This is a genomic window from Candidatus Falkowbacteria bacterium (genome assembly GCA_016699775.1).
In the GTDB taxonomy this organism is placed as follows: domain Bacteria; phylum Patescibacteriota; class Patescibacteriia; order Patescibacteriales; family Patescibacteriaceae; genus Patescibacterium; species Patescibacterium danicum.
Genome location: CP065010.1, coordinates 364,251 through 384,792, shown reverse-complemented (window position 1 = coordinate 384,792; position 20,542 = coordinate 364,251). Strand labels below are relative to the sequence as shown.

General features: G+C 35.1%; 19 protein-coding genes and 1 tRNA gene. 7 read left to right on the top strand and 13 right to left on the bottom strand.

Features of this window, described 5'->3' with window-relative positions; translation table 11 throughout:
• Positions 1-2: 2 nt before the first annotated feature.
• From rplL to mltG, 4 genes are all read right to left on the bottom strand, one after another.
• Positions 3-416, bottom strand: coding sequence for a 50S ribosomal protein L7/L12 (rplL, locus tag IPN41_01965; protein QQS60718.1), 414 nt, complete (start codon positions 414-416; stop codon positions 3-5).
• Positions 417-517: 101 nt separating this feature from the next.
• Positions 518-1,042 carry a 50S ribosomal protein L10 gene (locus IPN41_01960; protein ID QQS60717.1) on the bottom strand — a complete coding sequence of 175 codons (525 nt, stop codon included), beginning with the start codon at positions 1,040-1,042 and terminating at the stop codon, positions 518-520.
• Positions 1,043-1,208: 166 nt separating this feature from the next.
• On the bottom strand, positions 1,209-2,207 hold the full coding sequence (locus tag IPN41_01955; protein QQS60716.1) for a hypothetical protein: 999 nt from the start codon (positions 2,205-2,207) through the stop codon (positions 1,209-1,211).
• Between the two features lie 5 nt (positions 2,208-2,212).
• Entirely contained in the window at positions 2,213-3,238 is a 1,026-nt protein-coding gene (gene mltG, locus IPN41_01950) for an endolytic transglycosylase MltG (GenBank protein ID QQS60715.1), read from the bottom strand.
• Positions 3,239-3,338: 100 nt separating this feature from the next.
• Here mltG and IPN41_01945 point away from each other — a divergent pair, with 100 nt between their 5' ends.
• Positions 3,339-3,779, top strand: coding sequence for a divergent PAP2 family protein (locus IPN41_01945; protein ID QQS60714.1), 441 nt, complete (start codon positions 3,339-3,341; stop codon positions 3,777-3,779).
• Positions 3,780-3,838: 59 nt separating this feature from the next.
• Here the strand turns inward: IPN41_01945 and IPN41_01940 are convergent, their stop codons facing one another.
• From IPN41_01940 to IPN41_01925, 4 genes are all read right to left on the bottom strand, one after another.
• A complete protein-coding gene (locus tag IPN41_01940) occupies positions 3,839-5,029 on the bottom strand; it encodes a hypothetical protein (GenBank protein ID QQS60713.1) in 1,191 nt (396 codons plus the stop codon).
• Positions 5,030-5,093: 64 nt separating this feature from the next.
• Positions 5,094-5,954, bottom strand: a complete 861-nt coding sequence (gene mutM / locus IPN41_01935; GenBank protein QQS60712.1) for a bifunctional DNA-formamidopyrimidine glycosylase/DNA-(apurinic or apyrimidinic site) lyase — start codon at positions 5,952-5,954, stop codon at positions 5,094-5,096.
• 1 nt (position 5,955) lies between these two features.
• On the bottom strand, positions 5,956-6,924 hold the full coding sequence (locus tag IPN41_01930; protein QQS60711.1) for a hypothetical protein: 969 nt from the start codon (positions 6,922-6,924) through the stop codon (positions 5,956-5,958).
• Between the two features lies 1 nt (position 6,925).
• On the bottom strand, positions 6,926-8,011 hold the full coding sequence (locus tag IPN41_01925) for a trypsin-like peptidase domain-containing protein (protein ID QQS60710.1): 1,086 nt from the start codon (positions 8,009-8,011) through the stop codon (positions 6,926-6,928).
• A 139-nt stretch (positions 8,012-8,150) separates the two neighbouring features.
• Here IPN41_01925 and IPN41_01920 point away from each other — a divergent pair.
• Positions 8,151-8,221: transfer RNA gene (locus tag IPN41_01920), tRNA-Gln, on the top strand.
• A 400-nt stretch (positions 8,222-8,621) separates the two neighbouring features.
• On the opposite strand, the gene IPN41_01915 is transcribed toward IPN41_01920, so the two are convergent.
• Positions 8,622-9,605, bottom strand: coding sequence for an SPFH domain-containing protein (locus tag IPN41_01915; GenBank protein ID QQS60709.1), 984 nt, complete (start codon positions 9,603-9,605; stop codon positions 8,622-8,624).
• Between the two features lie 258 nt (positions 9,606-9,863).
• Here IPN41_01915 and IPN41_01910 point away from each other — a divergent pair, with 258 nt between their 5' ends.
• Positions 9,864-10,403, top strand: coding sequence for a hypothetical protein (locus IPN41_01910; GenBank protein ID QQS60708.1), 540 nt, complete (start codon positions 9,864-9,866; stop codon positions 10,401-10,403).
• Positions 10,404-10,566: 163 nt separating this feature from the next.
• On the opposite strand, the gene IPN41_01905 is transcribed toward IPN41_01910, so the two are convergent.
• From IPN41_01905 to IPN41_01895, 3 genes are all read right to left on the bottom strand, one after another.
• Complete coding sequence (locus tag IPN41_01905) at positions 10,567-12,267, bottom strand: hypothetical protein (protein ID QQS60707.1); 1,701 nt, start codon at positions 12,265-12,267, stop codon at positions 10,567-10,569.
• Positions 12,260-12,640 carry a GtrA family protein gene (locus IPN41_01900; protein ID QQS60706.1) on the bottom strand — a complete coding sequence of 127 codons (381 nt, stop codon included), beginning with the start codon at positions 12,638-12,640 and terminating at the stop codon, positions 12,260-12,262. Before IPN41_01900 ends, IPN41_01905 begins: the two co-directional genes overlap by 8 nt.
• 139 nt (positions 12,641-12,779) lie before the next feature.
• Entirely contained in the window at positions 12,780-16,751 is a 3,972-nt protein-coding gene (locus tag IPN41_01895) for a hypothetical protein (GenBank protein QQS60705.1), read from the bottom strand.
• Between the two features lie 519 nt (positions 16,752-17,270).
• On the opposite strand from IPN41_01895, the gene IPN41_01890 reads away from it, so the two are divergent.
• Entirely contained in the window at positions 17,271-17,930 is a 660-nt protein-coding gene (locus IPN41_01890) for a hypothetical protein (protein ID QQS60704.1), read from the top strand.
• Between the two features lie 70 nt (positions 17,931-18,000).
• On the top strand, positions 18,001-18,642 hold the full coding sequence (locus tag IPN41_01885) for a hypothetical protein (GenBank protein ID QQS60703.1): 642 nt from the start codon (positions 18,001-18,003) through the stop codon (positions 18,640-18,642).
• 124 nt (positions 18,643-18,766) lie between these two features.
• Here IPN41_01885 and IPN41_01880 read toward each other — a convergent pair whose 3' ends face one another.
• Positions 18,767-18,943, bottom strand: coding sequence for a cold shock domain-containing protein (locus IPN41_01880; protein ID QQS60702.1), 177 nt, complete (start codon positions 18,941-18,943; stop codon positions 18,767-18,769).
• Positions 18,944-19,173: 230 nt separating this feature from the next.
• Between IPN41_01880 and IPN41_01875 the strand changes: the two genes are divergently transcribed.
• Both IPN41_01875 and IPN41_01870 read left to right on the top strand, forming a co-directional pair.
• Positions 19,174-19,734, top strand: coding sequence for an RNA polymerase sigma factor (locus tag IPN41_01875; GenBank protein ID QQS60701.1), 561 nt, complete (start codon positions 19,174-19,176; stop codon positions 19,732-19,734).
• Positions 19,731-20,528 carry a hypothetical protein gene (locus tag IPN41_01870; GenBank protein ID QQS60700.1) on the top strand — a complete coding sequence of 266 codons (798 nt, stop codon included), beginning with the start codon at positions 19,731-19,733 and terminating at the stop codon, positions 20,526-20,528. Before IPN41_01875 ends, IPN41_01870 begins: the two co-directional genes overlap by 4 nt.
• The last annotated feature ends 14 nt before the right edge of the window (positions 20,529-20,542 follow it).

Below are 20,542 nucleotides of genomic sequence, written 5' to 3'. Positions count from 1 at the left end.
ATTTATTTCAAAGTTACTTTTCCACCAGCTTCTTCAAGCTTAGCTTTCATTTTTTCAGCGTCTTCTTTCTTCACACCTTCCTTCACAATCTTTGGAGCTCCGTCAGCAACATCCTTGGCTTCTTTTAAGCCAAGCTCTGGCATTACTTCACGCAAGGCCTTAATAACGGAGATTTTATTTGCACCAGAATCTGTTAACTCAACATCAAAGCTTTCTTTTTCTGGAGCAGCTTCAGCAACAGGACCGGCTGCCATCATCATGGCTGGAGCAGCGGCTGAAACACCAAACTTCTTTTCTAAAATTTTCACTAATTCAGCTAAGTCAAGAACGGACATTTTTTCAATACCGGAGACTAATGACTGAAACTTTTCAGGAACGACAACTTCTGCGTCGTCATTTTTTACTTCTTCGGACATATAATTTATGTTATAAGGTTTATAAGGTTATAATGTTATAAAGTTCGATTTGTTATTAAAGTTTTACTATAAAAACTTTATAACTTTACGAACTTTGAAACTTACTTGGTTTCTTGGATAGCGGAAAGAACGCGAACTAATGAACGCAAATTTCCTGCCAGAACATTAACAAATCCGGAAACCGGGGCATTAATAGATCCAACAATTTTTGCATACAACTCCTCTTTTGAAGGTAGGGTTGATAAAGCAGTTACTGCACTAGCATCGATGTAGCGATTTTCAAGAATACCTCCTAAAAACTCTACTTTACCTTCATTATTTTTTCTAAAATCAGCAATGACTTTAGCGGGAGCGACTTCATCTCCGTAACCAAAGGTAACAGCTACTTGACCATCCAGTTGAGCAGCTTCTGCTCCTTCAACTTTCATTTCTTCTAAAGCACGCTTTAAAAGAGTCTTTTTTGCAGCATAGTATTCACTATTTTTTGCTACCAAAGCACTACGAAGTAATTCGTTATCCTTCACACCCAAACCGTTAAAACTGGTAAAAACTACAGAAGTAGCTTTACCAAAACGCACAGCTAAATCTCGGGAAATTTCCTGTTTCTGTTGTTTTGATTTAGGCATAATACAAGCTTTAATTCAATATTAAATAAAAAAAACTGCGACCTTTACGTCCCAGATACTAATATTCAAGCTAAAGCTTGGATTATCTGTCTCGGCAGGGCTTATTGATTGCCTGCTGTCTAGGACAAAGTTACTTTAACATTCAATAAAAAAAATGTCAAACTATTTAACGCATTCTCATAGATTGATACTCCTGTAACGCATTAGCTTTATTGTTTACCAAGTTTGCTGCTGAACTTACTGAACCAAGGGCTGAATTAATGGATCGACTAAATTCTTTTCTTTCTTCTTCAGACTTAATTCCACTTGATAATTCACTAAGACTTTCTTCTAACCTCCGTAAAGCAGAGACTACATCAAACAGACTGTCTGGATCATCCTTAACCGAATGAGAAGAAGCTTTTTCAAAAAGGTTTTCAAAATTATTTATTGTGCTTTTCAAATCCTCCTTATCAGAAAAATTTTCTAGCTTAGATGCCATATTACTAAAACCATCCAAATCAGAAAAAATAGGCTCGTACCCTCTTGATTGTCTATACTTAAATATATCACTAAGTTTTTTCAAATCTAATGAGACTTGTGATAAACCATATTCTAAATTATTTTTCTCACTTTTTTCTAATTCCTTAGTCTCTTCTTGATTGAATTCAATTCTTTTCTTCTCAAAAGCTATCTGAGACTCTAAATTATTTTTTATATCCATTAATTTCTGTAATTGAATTTTATCACTTACAAGTGAAGGAATATCATCAGATTCTGGTAAATTTAATTCTTTGCGTAACGCACTCAACTCAACAGTTAAACTTTTTATATTAAAATTTAATTTAATTATTTCCTTGTCAATTCTTTGTTTTTCATCTTCTAGCTTTTGAAGATTAGAAATATCATCTATGTTAAAATTATTCTCTGTTTCTTGCGGTGTGGCTAATTTTCTATACTCATCTATTCGATATACATTTTTGCCCAGAATTGCCATTTCTTTTTGATATTTATCTGCTTCTGGATTATTGGTTTCCTGTTTGTCATAATTCCATTCTTTGTCATCTTCAGTCATGTCGTTATAAACCTTAAAAATTTCATTATGTTTTATAACAGCCTCATCTCTTTCAAGGGCAAGATTCCTCTCTTGTTCAGGATTTAGAGTGGGTTCAAAATTTTCTTTCATACTATTTACTTCAAATACTTTGCCTTAGCTTCATTGTGCTGTTCAAGCGTCTCACTAAAGACTGTTTCGCCAGTATCTGGACGACTTAAAAAGTAATTATAGTTTGTCTCGGTTGGATACAAGGCAGCTTGAATCGCCCGTAAACCTGGATTGCCGATTGGTGACGGAGTCAAACCTGGGTTCTGATAGGTATTATACGGAGATTTGATTTGTGTATCTTCGTAACTATATTGGACTTTATTAACGCCTAAAATATATGCCAAGCTAGCGCAAGACTGTAAGGCTTGCCCCACTTCAATCCGATCCCAAAAGATTCCGGATACTATCTTCATATCCTTTTCAGTTCGAACTTCTTTCTCAAGTAGTGAAGCCATGGTTATAATTTCTTTCAACGAACGCTTGCTCTTGATAATTTCAGCTCGTAAGTCGGGGTTTAACTTGGCATCAAAATTTGTAAGCATTTTCACAACCAAATCTTCAGCTGTGAAGTCTTTATAGAGACGATAGGTATCGGGAAACAGATAGCCTTCTAAATCAGCATTTTGTGGTAAGTCCTTAACAATCGGAATTTTCTTAATGCTCTCTGGCAAATCTTTGACCTGTGTTTGTGCTAACTCTAAAAAGCTATTATCAATTAAATAACGATTCCTTGTCAGTTCAACCTGCATTTCTTTATTAGTTAACCCCTCACGAAATAAAATACTGACTTCATTTGATAGTGATTTTCCAGTTGTTAAATGTGCAATTAATTGACGTGTTGAAGTATTAGGCGTGAACTCATACTCCCCGGCTAAAATTTTCAAATCTTTATGGCGAAACAAATAAATCTTTACGGCCAAAGTTGAATCAATTAACTTTCTACTCTTTAAATTTTCTAAAATATCAGATGTACTCGTTCCAGAAGCTATGGAAACAACCTCATTATTTGTATTTCGAGATCGATGCCCCAAAACAGTCTGATACCAGACAATATAGGCAAGAACAACTGTACCGATAATTATTAAAAATAATAATAGAACTCTTTTAAACATAGTATATAGTATTGTATATTTAGGTGGTTATTTCAATAAACCTTTTATCTTTTAGCTTTATATTCTATACTACAAGTAGTATAACATATCTTTTAACACTATGCCTTTTATCTATATTATAGCCCCGCTTACAGCGGTAATTATTGCTCAAATCAGCAAATTCTTGATACCAAGAAACCATCTTAAACCAACCATAAAAAATCTACTAGCTTACTCGGGAATGCCCTCTAGCCATGCAGCGGTGACTATTTCGTTAATGACAATTATTGGCCTTATTCAAGGCATAGAATCGCCACTCTTTGCCCTAGCCACCCTTATGACCTTTTTAGCCTTACGAGACGCTATGGGAATTCGTCAATATATTGGCAAACAAGGCAAAGTAATTAATGAGTTGGTTGAAGACCTTAATGAGGACCGCTATCTTGATGATCGGTATCCACAACTAATTGAAAAAGTCGGGCATACCCCAATGCAAATTATTGCTGGCGCCATGATTGGTTTTTTTGTTGCTATTGCTTGTTTTATAACACTATATAATTAATTGAGTTCTAAAAAATCCCCACCTTAACCAAGGCAGGGATTTTTATGTATAGAAATATTTTAATTCTCAGTTTGAATAATTGAACCGGTACGTCGACATTGATATTTATAACAAACCTGATCCTCTGCACAGGTCCCACAGCTTACACCACAACCATTTGTGCCACATTGCTTGCCCGTACAGGATGTACAGGCATTAATTTTACAAATCGGAGAACCAATTGGCTGTCCTTGATAAAAACCTGATTCCGAAATGCCACAAAGCCTAAAAGTATTTTCAGCTGACCCATATTGATAATAGTAGGCAAAACTATTATTTGGCAAACCTAAAGGATCAGCTGTAGCAGAATATTTTTTGGCTATTTCATCCCAACAGGTTCTTGGATCATAATTTTCCAGCCTTCCACCACCACAAAGACCTAACTTATTAATTGGATCTGATGGCAAGTCCACTCCAAGAGCAGGCTTAAAAGTTTCTTCCCAGCTTGGCCAGGTGGAGATTGTCCGATTAGATAAATATGTTCCCCTTGATAATGTTGGATATGATAATGTGACATTATTTAATTTATCTAACTTGTCTTTAGTGCTTCTGAGATCAGATAAACGTTTTACATCCCGAATAATAGCCGATTTTTTACTATTACAATACTCTGTAACTCCACAGTCGCTATCAAGCAAACACGCTTTGGAAGTTGCGCCACTACAAAAACCAGTTGGCTGACAAACTGCACCACCAGTACACTCACTATCTCCGGCACATAATTTAGTAGTATCATTACTGCAATTTTTTACATCAGGATTAAATTTCCAATACTGCAATAATTGACCAAAAATATCCGTTGTGGCTGATTCTGGCTGTTGATTATAGGAAATAATATATATATTGGTGTACAACTCCGGAACTGATGAAGGCACGCAAATTTCCCGGCCACAATCAGCATCTCCTCTACAAACCGTATTTCTACCTGAGCAGCGACTTACTTGAGCTATTTTTGCTCCATTAACATATACGGTACGACCATCCCGAACTGCTTCATAACCATCAACAATCAACGACTGAGGAGCACCTTTAATTTTAATATTTGCGTTATACCATTCTAAAGGAGAAAAATTCTCGGGATTTGGTGAAACTCGTAATCCAATAGCATCTCGACTAATTTGATTATTACCTAATATTCCTTGAGCGCTAACAAGCATCGGACCACAAGTTCCGATTATACCGAAAATAACTAGAAAAAAAGCTTTTTTCATAACACCTATATTATACAATGAAACTGCTAAATTGTTAAATGTGAAAATTAATAAATAACCACGATTACTTCTGACAATACAAACACCAATGAGTTCCTCGTCCAGCAATACGAGATTTCTGTAATAAACGACCACAAACTAAACAAGGTTTATTCCCCCTTCCATACACTTTTAGAAAATTCATAAAATTTCCCTTTAAGCCAGATGGCGCCAAGTAATTCCTAAAAGTTGTACCACGCTGTTTAATTGAATTTCGTAGAATCACTGGTATAGATTGCCACAATTTTTTTATTTCCAGTTCAGTTAAACTTTCCGTTCTTCGACTTGGTTTAACCTTACTCCGGAATAGCACTTCATCAACATAGATATTTCCAAGACCGACCAAATAGGTTTGATCAAGTAAGACTGCTTTGATTGGTGAACGACCACGCCGAGCAAGCATTTTTTTAAAAAAAGCTAACGAAAAATCGCCTTCCAAGGGTTCAAGACCAAGTTTTTTTTCAAGTTGTAGATACTCGTCCTTTGAAAATAATTTTACCCACCCAAATTTTCGTAGATCATTAAAATACAGTACTCCGCCATTATTAAAATTAATAACTAACCTTGTATACTTATTCGGGACCGTAACTCCTGTAGAAACAATAGGATGTCCACCAGCTAAGAAAGACTTTTTGAAAGTATAAATTAGCTGCCCGGTCATTTTTAGATGAAATATAATAAGCTGTGAACCACAGTCAATTACCAACATCTTTGCCCGTCGAAAAATCCGCTTAACTTTATTTTTTACTATCGCTCGTTGTACCTCTGATATAGGGCTATGCAGGAAACTATCTGAACCAATAATGGTTATATTTTTAACTTTCTGTCCTTTAAGATGAGTATGGAGATCTCTGGCAATTGTTTCTACTTCTGGAAGCTCGGGCATACTAGAAATATAATAACCCCTGTTGAGCACCTTTTCTACCAACAACTGCTGCTGAATTTTTTGCCCCTAACAATAATGACTTGGCGATATCTCCTTGATACAATTTCATTCCTGCAGCAAATGAAGAGCCAAAAGCATCACCAACTCCGGTTGTATTCACTATCTTTTTTACTTTAACTATTTTTTGTTCATAGACTTTTTTGCCATCAAACGCCATTGAACCTCGTTCTCCATTTGTAATAACAACATATCCAGGCACTAGTTTCTTTAATTCTTTTAATAAAAATCTTATATTATTCAATGATGTACTTGGTATAGTATTATTCTGAGAAGCTACTAACTCAGTTGCTTCATCTTTATTACAAATTAATATATTAGTTTTTCGTAAAAATGGCGATAAGACTTTCATGCCAGCAGAAATTTGCTGACGACCAGGGTTCCAGGCGACAGACTTAGCATTATTAAAAATTGCCTCAAGATTTTTTTTCCAGTTTCCCGACAGTGACGTTACATAAACTAAAGAAACTTTTTTAATTTCTTTGCACTGCTTTTGATTCAAGACTAAATTGTCATTGGCTCCACGGTGGGTAAAGACAATATGATCATCACCACTATTTTCAAGGATAAAAGAAACCCCTGAATGAGCATTGCTAATAGTTTCAACCATTAAACTATTAACCTTGTGTTTTGCTAAATTACGAATAATTGCCAGTCCCCGACCGTCATGACCAACAGCCCCAATCATAGCTGTTCTTAACCCTAAACGAGAAAATGATACGGCTGCATTAGTAGCTCCACCCCCAAAAGCAACTGATATTTCTGGAACTCCAATTTTTGAACCATATTCAAAAGCCATTAACTTTCTATGTAATACATCATTAGCATTATCAATCAATATAAAGTCATCAACAGTATAGAAAATATCCTCTGTAGCACCTCCGATAGTAATAACATCAAACTTTGGTTTCATATTATTTAATTTCCTCTAATGTTACAATTTTATTAAAAATAGACTTACCTCGTTGAACTTTAAAGCCAAGTTTTTTGCCAGGTTTAAACTGATTAATAATTGCTGATATAGGCAATCGTTCATCTAAGACTCGACCATCAATTTCAAAAATAATATCCCCTTCTTGCAAGCCAGCTTTGTCAGCTGGACCACCAGGAATAATTGCCACTTCTCCCTCTTCAAGCCCAGGCATAATTAAAGCTCCTGTAGTTCTCAGTAATTTCTTTTCATCAGCTAACTCAGGGGTGATCATATAAAAACGAAGACCAACATAAGCTCGGCTAATCCGTTCACTAGTTCGAGCACTCTCAATAATTGGTTTCACTTCGTTTATTGGGATAGAAAAACCAATACTCTGTCCACCGTTATCTTTGGCAACGTTAACTCCAACAACTTTTCCTTCCAAATTAATTAATGGCCCGCCAGAATTTCCCAAATTAATCTCGGCATCAGTTTGAATTAAGTTTCTTAAATCACCAGATTCAACCCCAAAGATAGAAAGATTTCTGGCTAAGCCAGAAACAATACCTTTGGTTGCAGAATTGTCATAGCGACCCAAGGCATTTCCGATCGCAATAACTGTCATCCCGATCGTTAACTTATTACTATCCCCTATTTCTAGATAAGGTAAATTTTTGTCATAGATTTTTAATATTGCCAAATCATTCAAGGGATCTTTGCCAATTAATTGCGCAAAGTATTGTTTTCCAGAATAGAGCGTGACTTTATACTCACTCTTTTCATCTCCACTTTCCACGACATGTTTGTTAGTGAGAATTAAACCATCAGCTGAAATTAAAAAGCCACTGCCACTGCCCTTTTTTACCTTCTTTGGGTCAGCAGGATTATCTGATGGCTGTTGAATAGAAATGCTAACCACTCCGGGAATAGCTCTTTTAATCGCTCGAATCGTTGCCTCTTGTTCATCAAATTGCAAAACATCTGCATGAACATTTTGATGTGAAATAACTTGAGAAACACCAAAACCAACAAAAACTGTAGTGATTGCGATGACAGACCACGCTAACGCAGTACGGATTATTTCCATAATAATATATATAAGTATAATTCTTTAATTATAGCAGACTTTGACAAGACTATGAAAAATCTATATGATAACTTTGTTTTAAAGTAATAAAAACCTTCCTCAGCCTTAGCCTTGGAAGGGTCAATTTTATAGATTTTATTCGAGGATCGTCTAATGGTAGGACTCCAGGTTTTGGTCCTGGCTATCGGGGTTCGAATCCCTGTCCTCGAGCATTGAAATAAATAATCGTCCAGCGGACGGTTATTTATTTTAACTTCGGGAGGGATTCGAACAGGTCAGAAGTGAGCTAGCTCGAGCACTATCGTGCGAGAGCACAGCGAGCGATCACAAATGTTTCAGAGAAACATTTGGGCTGACCCAGGACAAGCGAGTTTTGCGAGCGCCCTCGCGAGCAAAACGAGGGCGAAAATCCCTGTCCTCGAGCATCGTTTCAACTACATAAAGGATCTAAACGACAGCACGCATTTTTATTTAATTTTGAAAATAAAAAATCCCCAACAAAACTTCATTGGGGATTATCATATTTTCGAAGAGTTTTTTTACTCTTTAATTTTCTTCGTTATCATTTTCTTTATTTTCCTCATCCGGATCTTTTTTTCTTTCTTCTTTTTTACTTCATTGCCAGATGATCTGATTGAATAATTTTATTCTCTTCTGAGTTATTAATTGGCTTATCAATAGCTACATTGGCTGCAATTATTCCTTCAGAAATTTGAGAAGTGAGATCTTTGAGTCCTGCCGGAGAAGTGGATGTAAAAATTACATTTGACTTTGAAGATGCTGCCATTTCTTTCAATGTGTCATAATATTGAACAGTTAATAACAGTTCCATTACCGTTTTAGAATCAACCCCGGTCTTTTCCGAGAGGTCTTCCACGGATTCTTCTAATCCTTTAGCAATCTCTCTTCGCTGATCTGCAATTCCTTTCCCTTGTAACTTTTTGCTTTCGGCTTCTCCTTCTGCTTCTTTAACTTGCAGAATCTTTTTTGCTTCACCTTGCTCAATGGCTGCCAGCTTTAATCGCTGCGCTGAATTGATCTCATTCATTGCATCCTTCACTTTTTGATCCGGATCAATGTTGGTCACCAAAGCTTTATGTATCTTGTAACCATAATCTTCCATTGTATCTTTTAACTCTTTTTCAATCGCTTCTGCAATTGAATCCTTTTTTTCGAAAACTTCATCCAAAACTGTTTTTGGAACTTCGGCTCTTACAACGTCAAAAACATAAGATTCAATTTGTTCTTTTGGAGAAGTTAGTTCGTAGAAAGCTTCTTTTTCTCTGCCGGGAATTACAGAATACTGAACAGAAACGTTCATATCAACAAAAACATTGTCTTTTGTCTTTGTTTCAACTTCCACGTCCAGTTCTTCAATTTTCAAACTGAGAACCTCGGCAACCTGATCAATAAATGGAACTTTAAAATTGAGTCCGGCATTTGCAATACGTAAGAATTTTCCAAATCTTTGGACAATCCCAACGTGTTTCTGCTCAATTGTGAAAAAAGATGAAACTAATAAAGAAATTATACCAAGTAGGCTAACACCATAAATGATATAGGTTACTAGAGAAGTTCCACTTGCTTGTGACATTTTACTCCTTTTGATTTTAGTTTATTACTTAGTTAATTGGTTTTTATAGGGCAAATTCAATATATTTCATTGAATCATATAATATAGCATATAATCTATATTTTGTCAATAATCTAATCCCTTGACAAAAATATAATTATATGATATATTTTTTGTGTTTAATTTAGTACTTTAAAATAAACGATTTATTGAATTCTTCTAGTTTCTATTTGGAGATTGGGATAATTCAATATATTAAACTTAATCAAAAGAAAGGGAATGGAAATGAAAAAAATAATGCTTGTATTAGTTGCAATTTTTTTCGGTTCAGGTTCTTTAATGAGCCAATCAAACACAGAGCAATTCTGGATTTTTAACAGTAAAATTAATACCACCGAAAAAACCATAAATATTTCTGGATGTATGGCTGAGGCTATAAATCCTTACGGATATTTGGTAAATACAGAATCGTTCCAAGCCGAAGTTATGATTATTGATACTTCGAATAAAACAAACGTAATTTTCCTTGATTTTATCAATCAAGAGTTTACGTATAAATATTTAGAAAAAAGTTTTAGTCATGAAAAATTAGATCCAGCCTGGCTCTACGAACTACGCTTTTATATAAATTGGGAATACAAGAATACAGGTAAAATTCTTTCCGTAAGTATTCCAGCGGTGGCAAATGTCAAAACAATCTCCATAAAAGATGATGAGTATGGATTTGTCCCCCAAAAAAATGAAAAAAGAATAGAAACAATACTTAAAGTTACAGCGGGAGAACCGATTGAAATCTCCTACAAATTAATTATTGAATGAATTAAAGATTCAGCCGAAAATTACAAATCTTGTAATGAGTAGGCTTTTTTTATTGTTCTAAAAAAGTAATAATTGTAATTCTAAGTCTATTTGTTCCCAACCCATAGTTCAAAACTTACCCACTAAAGAAAGCACCCCTTCAATTGTATTAGACAATATATACTCAACGTGCTTGCCACACTTCATAACCATCAATAAAATAAATCTTCTCAAAATATTTATCAGAAATTAAATCTAGAGGAATTGTAAGACTTATTTCCTCAAAGCCTGTCATTATTTTATCTACATGGAAAAATAGCGGATAACCACTCTCATTACGATATAAAATTAGACGACTGATTGGTCCAAAGGGAGAATATTTGGTTAGCTCAAAGAACTCTTCGGCATTTCTAGCCTCAGCTAATGTTTTGATATAAGTTAAGCGATTAGAGAAATGAGAGGCAGGATGACTATTGTGCTGATTAAAGTAAATTACTGAATTTATTGGCACCCAAGCTGAAAGAGATGGCACAGCATTTAAGGTTAATTCATCACTTGAATGATCATTAAGAAAAGAGGACAGTGATTTTAAATTAGCTGGAGCGACCTTTGAAGCTATTAGCCGTTGATGAACAATTGGCTCATCAATAAAAGTTCCAAGAATACTCAATTGAACAAATAATACTAAACCCGCCAAGGCCATAACAATTTTTATCGTCTGGCCATTTTTATATTTATCTAGATATTCCCAGCCCTGAGCTATTCCGAAGGATAGACCAACTCCCAAAATAGTTGGAAAGAAAAAGTAGAAACCTCGGAATTCTTGCATCGGTACTGCAAATAACAAAAGAGTGATTAAACCCATCCCCCACCAAATATACACTGTTGTCATAGCCGCCAGGAGTGGTTTATTTTTTTCCAACCGATAGTTATAGATAATTGCGATAAAACCACTCAACATCAGCAATGACTTCCAGCTTAACGTGTCAAAAAATAATGTTCGCCAATTTATGTTAGCTATTGTAAAAAGAGCCGCTTGCCAATTTTCAGACCCTGTCGTGGCATATACTTTAATAAGGGGGAATAAAAAGGGTAAACTAGCTAGAAACGTCAGCGCAAATACTAGAGCCAGGCGCCTAAAAAATTTAAACTGATTCTCTTTGCTAATACCTAAACTAAGAAGAGACAGAGCAATGGCTGCAAAAATTAACCATAAATAATAGGTCATAAAAATAAGCCCACCAGTGACTCCAAAAATTAGAGCTTTTTTATACGTCCAGTTATTTTTTTTAAGTTCTAAATATAAAAAAAGCAACCAATAGACAGCTCCGACAGCTGCAAATAGTTCATAGGGCTTCCCAATAACTTCATCAACATTAACAAAGGTCAAAATTAATAAAGGAGCAGATAGGAATGCTACTTCGGCCTGAGCAAACTTATTTTTACCTCGCCAGTATAATTTCTGGATACCATAGACAATAATTGGGAAAAAGATAAAGGTAAGAGTTGCTCCTAGTTTTGCCGTAGCAATTCCATTCAAATCTAATAACTTACCACCCAGTGCTATAACTATAAAAAATAAGGGCGGATAAAAGGGCGGTAAGTGGTGATAAGCAAAATCAGAAAAAATACTGTGATGAGTAAAGGTCGTATACATCGCTGAGATAGTAATTTCATCACCAACCAAACCCCATAACGGTAGCTCTAAATTATGAACAAGCGAGTAATACGCCAATCCCATACATAGCCCAATGCCTACTAAAAATACCCAAGCCTTTATTTTTTTGGTAAATATTCCCGTTATTCCCAAGCTCATGGCCACCACTAAGCAAATTTTAGCAACCATAATATTTTGAGCCAATTCAAAAGAAAGTGTTTCAAGCATAGATCCAGTATTTATAAATAAAGTAATTCCATAAAGTCATAATAACGATAGTGCCTCCTCGCACTACTAAGTAATCATAACCCAATCTATCACTAAAAAAATGCATAGTTATAACAGAAAAAATATAGTTTAGACCAGCCAGAAAGGAATAACGTAGAAATTGAGCATATGGAAGCGCTTTATTTTTAAAGGTAAAGTGTTTATTCAGAGTAAAATTAAACATCCAGACAAATAGTTGATTAAGCGCCACCGCCACTGTAGCGCTTAAAAATAAAAGATGTTTAAAGGCTATAAGAGATAAAAAATCAAGAGCAACCGTGCTTACTCCAATTGCCAAATATTTTAAAAATGAAGGGGAAAAAATCTTTTGCATTAATTCTATTGTATCACTGTCCCTACACTATGACAAAATTAAAGGGCATTACTAAAATCCTTAAAATTAAGAAACCTCACTGCTGTGAAGTTTTTTTATTAAACAATGACTATGTATACTAAAAAGAATTTTTCCACAACTACCATTTTCCACCCACTGGTAATAATGAAAGGTTAAAATTATTAATCCCAAGAGCAAAACGAGAAGCCAAAGAAATAAGGTTTTCAATATTTAATTTATGACGAAAGCCCAATTGATCAACATACCACGTCTGTCCTTTCTCTTGAACATTAAGCAGAATATTTCCTTTTAGTCTCTTGCCTAAAGCTGTTGATCCCTGTTCAGAGGTATCTTCAGTAATCTTATTTAAATTATCTTCCGTAATACCCAGCGAGGCATATTCAAACAAACAAAGTGCCACTGGCTTCGCTACCTCATAACGATATTTTGTCTCTGGATCAACATACCATAATTTTCCTCGATCTTCCGTTGCCAATAGAAATCGACCAATGGTGTTAGATAACAATCTTTGATTAATTATATTTGTAGGAAGAAGACGTGACCAGCCTTTACATAGAAAATGATTTACCATATTACCGATTTGTTCTGTAGGCGTGGTAGTATTGTCAGGTGCAGATGAATCAGGTCCAGACGGATCAACGGTATGAGAAGAACCTATACAATTATTATTTGTGCAGATATTTATTCCTCCTCCGCCAGCAGTCACAAAGGTATATTCAGACGAATAACGAACAGTGCCAAGTGCATCAGTAACAGCTATACGAAAACGATACAAACGACCTCCAGAAAGATTAGAAAGGACTACAGAATGATTTGTTGTTAGAGTTGGTGAAGTAACGCTATTATTATGTATAGAGCCAATTCCATAATCAATTCTTGATGAAGCAGATGTATCAGTTGTCCAATTAATAGTAACACTATCTGTAGTTATATTACTGGTAGTCATATTAGATATGATCGGAGGTGCAGGACGTAATGTATCTGTAGTGGAGTTTAAAATTGACACAGAGCCATCCTGAAAACGAGTTAGATATATATCAGTACCGTCAAATATTATTCCTGTTGGAGAATGTCCGGAAGAAATAGTTTCAAGAACGGTATTTGTGTTTGTATTGATAATTGAAATCGTGCCATCTTCAAAATTTTCAATATATAGCTTGGTTCCAGAACCAGCCACACCCCGCGGACCACGACCAACAGCGATCGTATCGGTAATAGTATTACTAGCTGTATCAATCACGGAAACATTATTTGAACGAAAATTAGTTACATAAACTTTTGTTCCCAAAACATTCAATCCCCGGGGACCATCACTACCTCTTGGTGAAATAATAGTCTCACTAACAGTATACGTAGCTGGATTAATAACAGATATAGAATTTCCGCCACTGTAATTTAAATCTCCGTAATTAGCAACGTAAATGAATCCAGCGGCTGCTTTAATTCCACGTGGATATGAGCCCACAGGAACAGTGGCAATAACTGTTTTTGTTTCCGCATTGATTACTGAAACATCATTGGTTAAACTATTAGTTACATATATATTATTTCCATAGGCTGCTGCGTAATATGGACGAACACCAACCGGTATTGTAGCAATGACTGTATTAGTTATAGGATTAATCACCGAAACAGTATCTGAGCCAGTATTAGTTACATACACAAAGGTTGTTCCACTTAGTGTTATATTTGCAAAACCATAAGGCTCAAGTCCCACTGGGATAGTCGCTACTACAGTTTGATCACTAAGACGAAGAACTGAAACAGTTGCCTCTCCTTGGTTAGCAATATACATATATTTAATTCCATCTATTGTCACGGGTGATGAAATTTGATATGGATTATCCCCTGTGGCCACCGAGAAATATGAGCCAACGACAATATTAGAATTGTCTCCAAGATCACGTGTTATAAAAGAATTTTCAGCAATTAAATTTGGATTATCAGGCTGATATGAAGGGATAGTATAATTTGTTCTTGTTTGGGCTAAAGTATTGGTAACTGAAGCGCTTGTAATGGCAGAAACTGCTAAGTCTGGGGAAGTTTCTCCCGCACCAACTGTATAAAGCCCATAGAGCTGAGAACCGGCTACTGAATTTAGCACTACCGATCCACCTGAATTTAGTTGAACCGTCATGGTTGAACCAGCTAATAAAGTCTGGCCAAAATTTGCCTGAATTTCAATCGTATCGTTTTCATTATACATTCCATCAGCCGAATCAGTTGTGAATGAAACTAAATTAGGTAGCTCAGTGGAAATAGTAGTTGTGTCTATAACAGTAAAATCATCACTCCAGTTATTACTTGTGTATAATTTATTACCAGCAATAGTGCCATAAAACGGTTTATAACCAGTAGTGACATGTTGCACAACCGTATCAGTTAGTCCATCAATCACGGTAATTGAATTATTTGGATTACGATCTTGCATAACATATATTCGCGAACCAAAAACTACACATGATGACGGACCATCATTGGCAGTTGCCAAGGTCCCCACAACAGTATCCGAACTACTATTTATAACCGACACAGTACCCGAAGCACGATTTGGTACATATAGTTTTCCACCATACGCACAGGTAAAATAAGGAGTAGTACCTACAGGAATGGTGCTAGTAATTGTATCTGTTAAAGTATTAATCGTCACAATATTATTACCACTTCCAACATACATTTTTGAGCCAATCGGGTAAGCTCGGGTACCAACTGAACTGGCTGTTGTCGCAATACTTGCCACAACCGTATCGGTCGTAGTATCAATTACAGAAATATAATTTGATAATCTATTAGGAACATATAATTTTGTGCCAATAACTCCACTATTCCAGGGACTTCCACCAACAGTAATTGTGGCAGTGACAGTATCCGTAAAAGTATCTATAACAGAGACAGTATTACTATTAGTATTACTAACATAAATCTTACGTCCGACAACAGTGGCAAAATAAGGTCCATCTCCCACCCTGATTACACCGAGGGAGGTATCTGTTGTAGTATCAATAACACTTACCGTATCACTTTGAAGATTATTAACATACAACTTTTTTCCAACAATATAATTAAACTCCGGATAAGATTCAACGGGAATTGACTTAACAATTGTGTCTGTCTTTGTATTGATTACTGAAACAGTCGCACTATGATTATTACTAATATATAATTTTGTTCCTAAGGCAGTTCCGTAGACCGGAGCATCATTAGTAAGTGTTAGAGTAAAAGCGGTTTGACTAGAAATGCTGACATTTAAACCATTTGGATCCAGAACAACAGCATTACTACCAATAGTTGAGTAACTAACAAGCACAGTATCTCCTGGAGTAACTGCTGTTCCAAGTGTCAAAACCACTTTATTAAAATGAACAGTCACCTGATTAACCGCAACCGAGCTACCATTAATTGTCACCGTAAAATCAGAAGGCGTAATGTTTGTTCCGGGAATTAAATCATAAAGATAGAATAAAGAAACAGACTGGTTAGCTGCCAAAACATTATTAGGGCTAATTCCAGCCTCAAAATAACCACCGTTCTCTCTTTGAAAAACAGTATCAAAATCCCAGCTGGTATCTTCTATATTAATTCCCGTAGCTGCTGCTACTACAGTCCAGGGTCCATCTGAAACATAATCCCGCCCTGCCGCAAAATCGGTTATTGTATATTTACGGATTTTAGTACCACCTATCGTACCAAGATTCTCAGTACCATCTTCATAAAATGTACCATCACCATCAACAGTTCCTTGATTTGAAGCTGTATCATAAAAAAGAGCATTACCGGAAATAGTCCCTTCATTAACGGCACTACCCCGGAGAGTCACATTTCCGTTATACGTCACGCCAGCTACAATATTAACTATGTCTTCACTTAAATCAGGGAGCTCAGAAGCAGGCACAGTTAAACCTGCATTAAGCCAATAGTTACCTAAAGTTGCCGGGCTAGTATTAACTGCATTATTAAACCAATAATTTGTTGGCGAAGCCTTAACAATATTGGTTGTATAATATAAACCAACTAAAAATATACCTATGGCAAAGGAGATTAAAAGTGATCTAGAGCTAGTAAAATGACCCATTTTTTTGATGTAAAACATTATTTTTTAAACAGAAAAATATCGGACAAACACAATTATTTAAAAAAATTTCAGATCATTCGCAAAATTGAACTGTAGCCAAAAAGCTAATAAATTAATCTAAAATTATATATAAGATAATACCACATTATTATAACTAATACAATGCTAAATTATAGACTTTTAGACTTTCTATATGTAGTAATTTTCCAATTTATTTGATCATTACAAAGTATTGACTTTTTTCAAAAAGTATACTAAGGTGGGCAATACATACATCAGCGTTCTTTGATTTCAAATCTCGTAAGCACTCTCTTTAGCTTACTATCCCCTTTAGTATAATTAATAAAATCCTTCGCGCCATATTCTTGTGAATTGGTCTCTCGTGAAGGAGCTTTATTCAATTATACTGGAGGGGTGTTTTTTATTAAAAAATTACTCTTACCCATATATTCCATATTTAAATACTATTGGGATCATTATAAATACCCTTGGCAAAAATTTTCACTTAGGGGTACCATATATGTATAGATAAAAAATATGGAAAAAATTAATCAATTCCCTTCTCTTGATAATCAAGAAATCAGTTTAGAGGCCATAACCAAACCCCCAAAGTTGTCTGGTAAATTAGGAAAACTCGATTGGCCACTAGAATTTCGAGGAGGAGGAAAAACCACTAGTGAAGAAAATATGCGATTTGAAGTTAAATTTCCAGTTGGCGATATATTTTTATCATATATTTCAACCATCCATGAATTAGGTCATTTACGACAAGAGAGCTTAAACCCCAAATTAAAAAATACATCAAAAACACATCAAGTACTCTATGCACAAGAGGTGGATGCTTGGGAACGTGGCTGGGAGAGATTTAAAAGAGCCAATCCAAGTCTAATGGCAACCTTGGAAGAAAAATTTAAAACCTACAAGAAGCAAAAAAAATTTACATATAATTCCTTTGAAGATCTGTATAATTGGATTAAGAAGAATGCATTAATTATAATAGAAGCACAAAAAATTCTTTTTGATGAATCTTCAAAAACTAAAGAAGAAAAAATGGATGACATAGCCGACGAACTAGAAAAAAATGGGATTAAACAATTTTTTGCTGAATACAAAGCCTCAAGAGTGGGTGAAAATGTACAAGAATCAGAAATTAGACAAGCAATAAAAAATACTATTGAATTAATAAAGAAAGAATAAAAGCTATCTTTAAATAAATAAATCACAATCTTCAATCCATTCTCAATTTATAATTCTGAATAAAAACTATATGGCATTTGAGGGCACTCATCTACGTTTTGCAGTAGATGTTCAAGAAAGATTTCAAATCCAAGATCTTAATAAATATCTAAGTGGGACTATCTATCCTGATAGTCGTTATATGACCAAGATTGAAAGAAACCTTACTCATGGTAATCAGTTTTTTGATAAAAACTTTTATCAACATAATGATTTTAAAAAAGGCTGGGTAGCTCATCTTATATATGACAAAATTCAATTCGAGCTTATAGGAGAAATTTTTTCTGACATAGTCCCCCAATCAGAAATTTTCTATGGAGATGAAAATTGGATAACCAGAACGGCTATAAAAATGCTTCAAGATATGAATGATATTAGTAATTTTGAAATACAAATAATTCTGCCATTACTCAATTATGTAGAAACTCCAAATGGAGAGAATTTACAGACTCTTGAACGCTACAATCAACTTATCATTGATCTGTATCATTCTGCTCCATCTATTCATATTAACGATTACAAAAAAATGCAGCTGGAATATTCAGGTGACGAAACCACCTTTGATAAAGTTGCAATAAAGGTAAGTCAATTTAGAGATGACACGTCTATTAAGGAAAGAGTCCCCTTATTATACCCTAAAACAGTAGATATTTTTTCTAAGCAGATATTATAATAAGTACAGTCTAAAATTATAATCCCTTTCCAGGTCTATTATGATGGAAAGGATTGCTTAAGAATAAAGTAAATATAAAAAAACACCCAGTCGAATGACTGGATGTTTTTTTAAGACAAATGTCTTAGATGCGTTGAACGTTGACGGCGTTCAAACCTTTTTCAGATTGTTCTGTTTCGTAAGAAACAGCATCGCCTTCGCGAAGATCGCTGAATTGGACGCCTACCAAGTTGTTACTATGGAAGAACAAATCCTTTTCCTGACCTTCAGAAGAAATGAATCCGAAACCCTTTTCCGTCAAATTTTTTAATTGTACCGTTCATGGATTTTATTGAGTGAATAAAAGCGTAAGATAGATAGATGTTTTTTTGAATCGACTACGTCACAAACCTCTTATATATTACAAATTAATTATATCATAAATAATTATTTGTGTCAAGGTTTCATTAGAAATACCTTGATTTTTGCTTATTATAGATAAAAAATGAAACAAATAGCCTACTGTGGTGTATTATATACATAACAACACCTATGGTTACACAAACTGATGAGGCAATCGTCCTGCTTGTCCAAAGCGGTGATGTCTATGCCTTTAAAGAACTTGTTAATCGCTATGAACCAAAAATGATGCGCTATGCGAGGCGATTTTTGTTTGGTTATGATGATGCTCAAGACGCCATTCAAGAAGTTTTCATTAAAGCCTATCGAAACATCAAAAGTTTTGACCCAACACGTCGTTTTTCACCCTGGCTCTACCGCATTGCCCACAATGAATTTATTAATATAATAAAAAAACGTGGTCGAGAGCCCGTCGCTTTTTTTGATCCCGATACAATTTTTCCTCATCCTGTTTCCGCTCATCCACCTGACAAAGAAATTAATGAGCAAGATCTAAAAGATGCCCTGGAAACCTGCCTTGAAACACTAGATGTAAAATATCGTGAACCACTTATTCTTTACTACTTTGAAGACATGGACTATATACAAATTTCTTCAATCATGCATATACCGGTTGCAACAGTCGGAATACGGTTACGAAGAGGTAAAAAATTATTGCAAAAACTGTATTTAAAAAATCACCCATCCATATGAATTCCGAATCCACATCAAAAAATATAAAAAAACAATCGCCTTTAGCTGAAAACATCTTAGAAACTATTCAAAAAGATGATGTGCGCATGCGACCAAAATGGCATTTTATTCTTAATATCTCTTTATTAGTTGTTGGGACAATTTTAGCCGCTCTAAGTTTACTCTATCTTGTTAGCTTTATTGTCTTTACCCTTCGTCAAAATGGAAGTTGGTTTATGCCAAGTTTTGGAGTACAAGGCTGGGGTGCTTTATTCATTTCACTCCCCTGGCTCCTTATTTTCTTAGCTTTATTGTTTGTTATCATTGTTGGCTTCTTAGTTAAAAAATATTCCTTTGCCTATGGTCGTCCACTCCTATATTCAGCACTGGGAATTATCATTTTTGCTTCAGTTGGTGGTTTTCTAATTGCTCTTACTCCCCTGCACTCTGGATTACTCCTGCAAGCTGAAGAAAAAAACCTTCCCGTAGCTGGTGGAATGTATAATAGATTTTGTAATAAACATCCAAATAATATAACGATGGGTAAAGTTATAGAAAAAATTCCTTCTGGCTTTAGTTTACGAAATCAAGAATTTGAAATTCTCATGGTTGAAGTCTCTCCACGAACTATCTTTCCTCGACAAGGCATCCGAGTTGAAGAAGTAGTGGTTGTCTTAGGAGATAGACAGGGTAATATTATTAAAGCCTATGGGGTACAACCGGTTGGCACACCGTATGGAGTTCGCACAGCTCCATATCGTCGTGATTCAAAAGAAAAAAATCACGAAAAAAATAATGAAATAAAACTGAAATAGATTTGTATTAATAA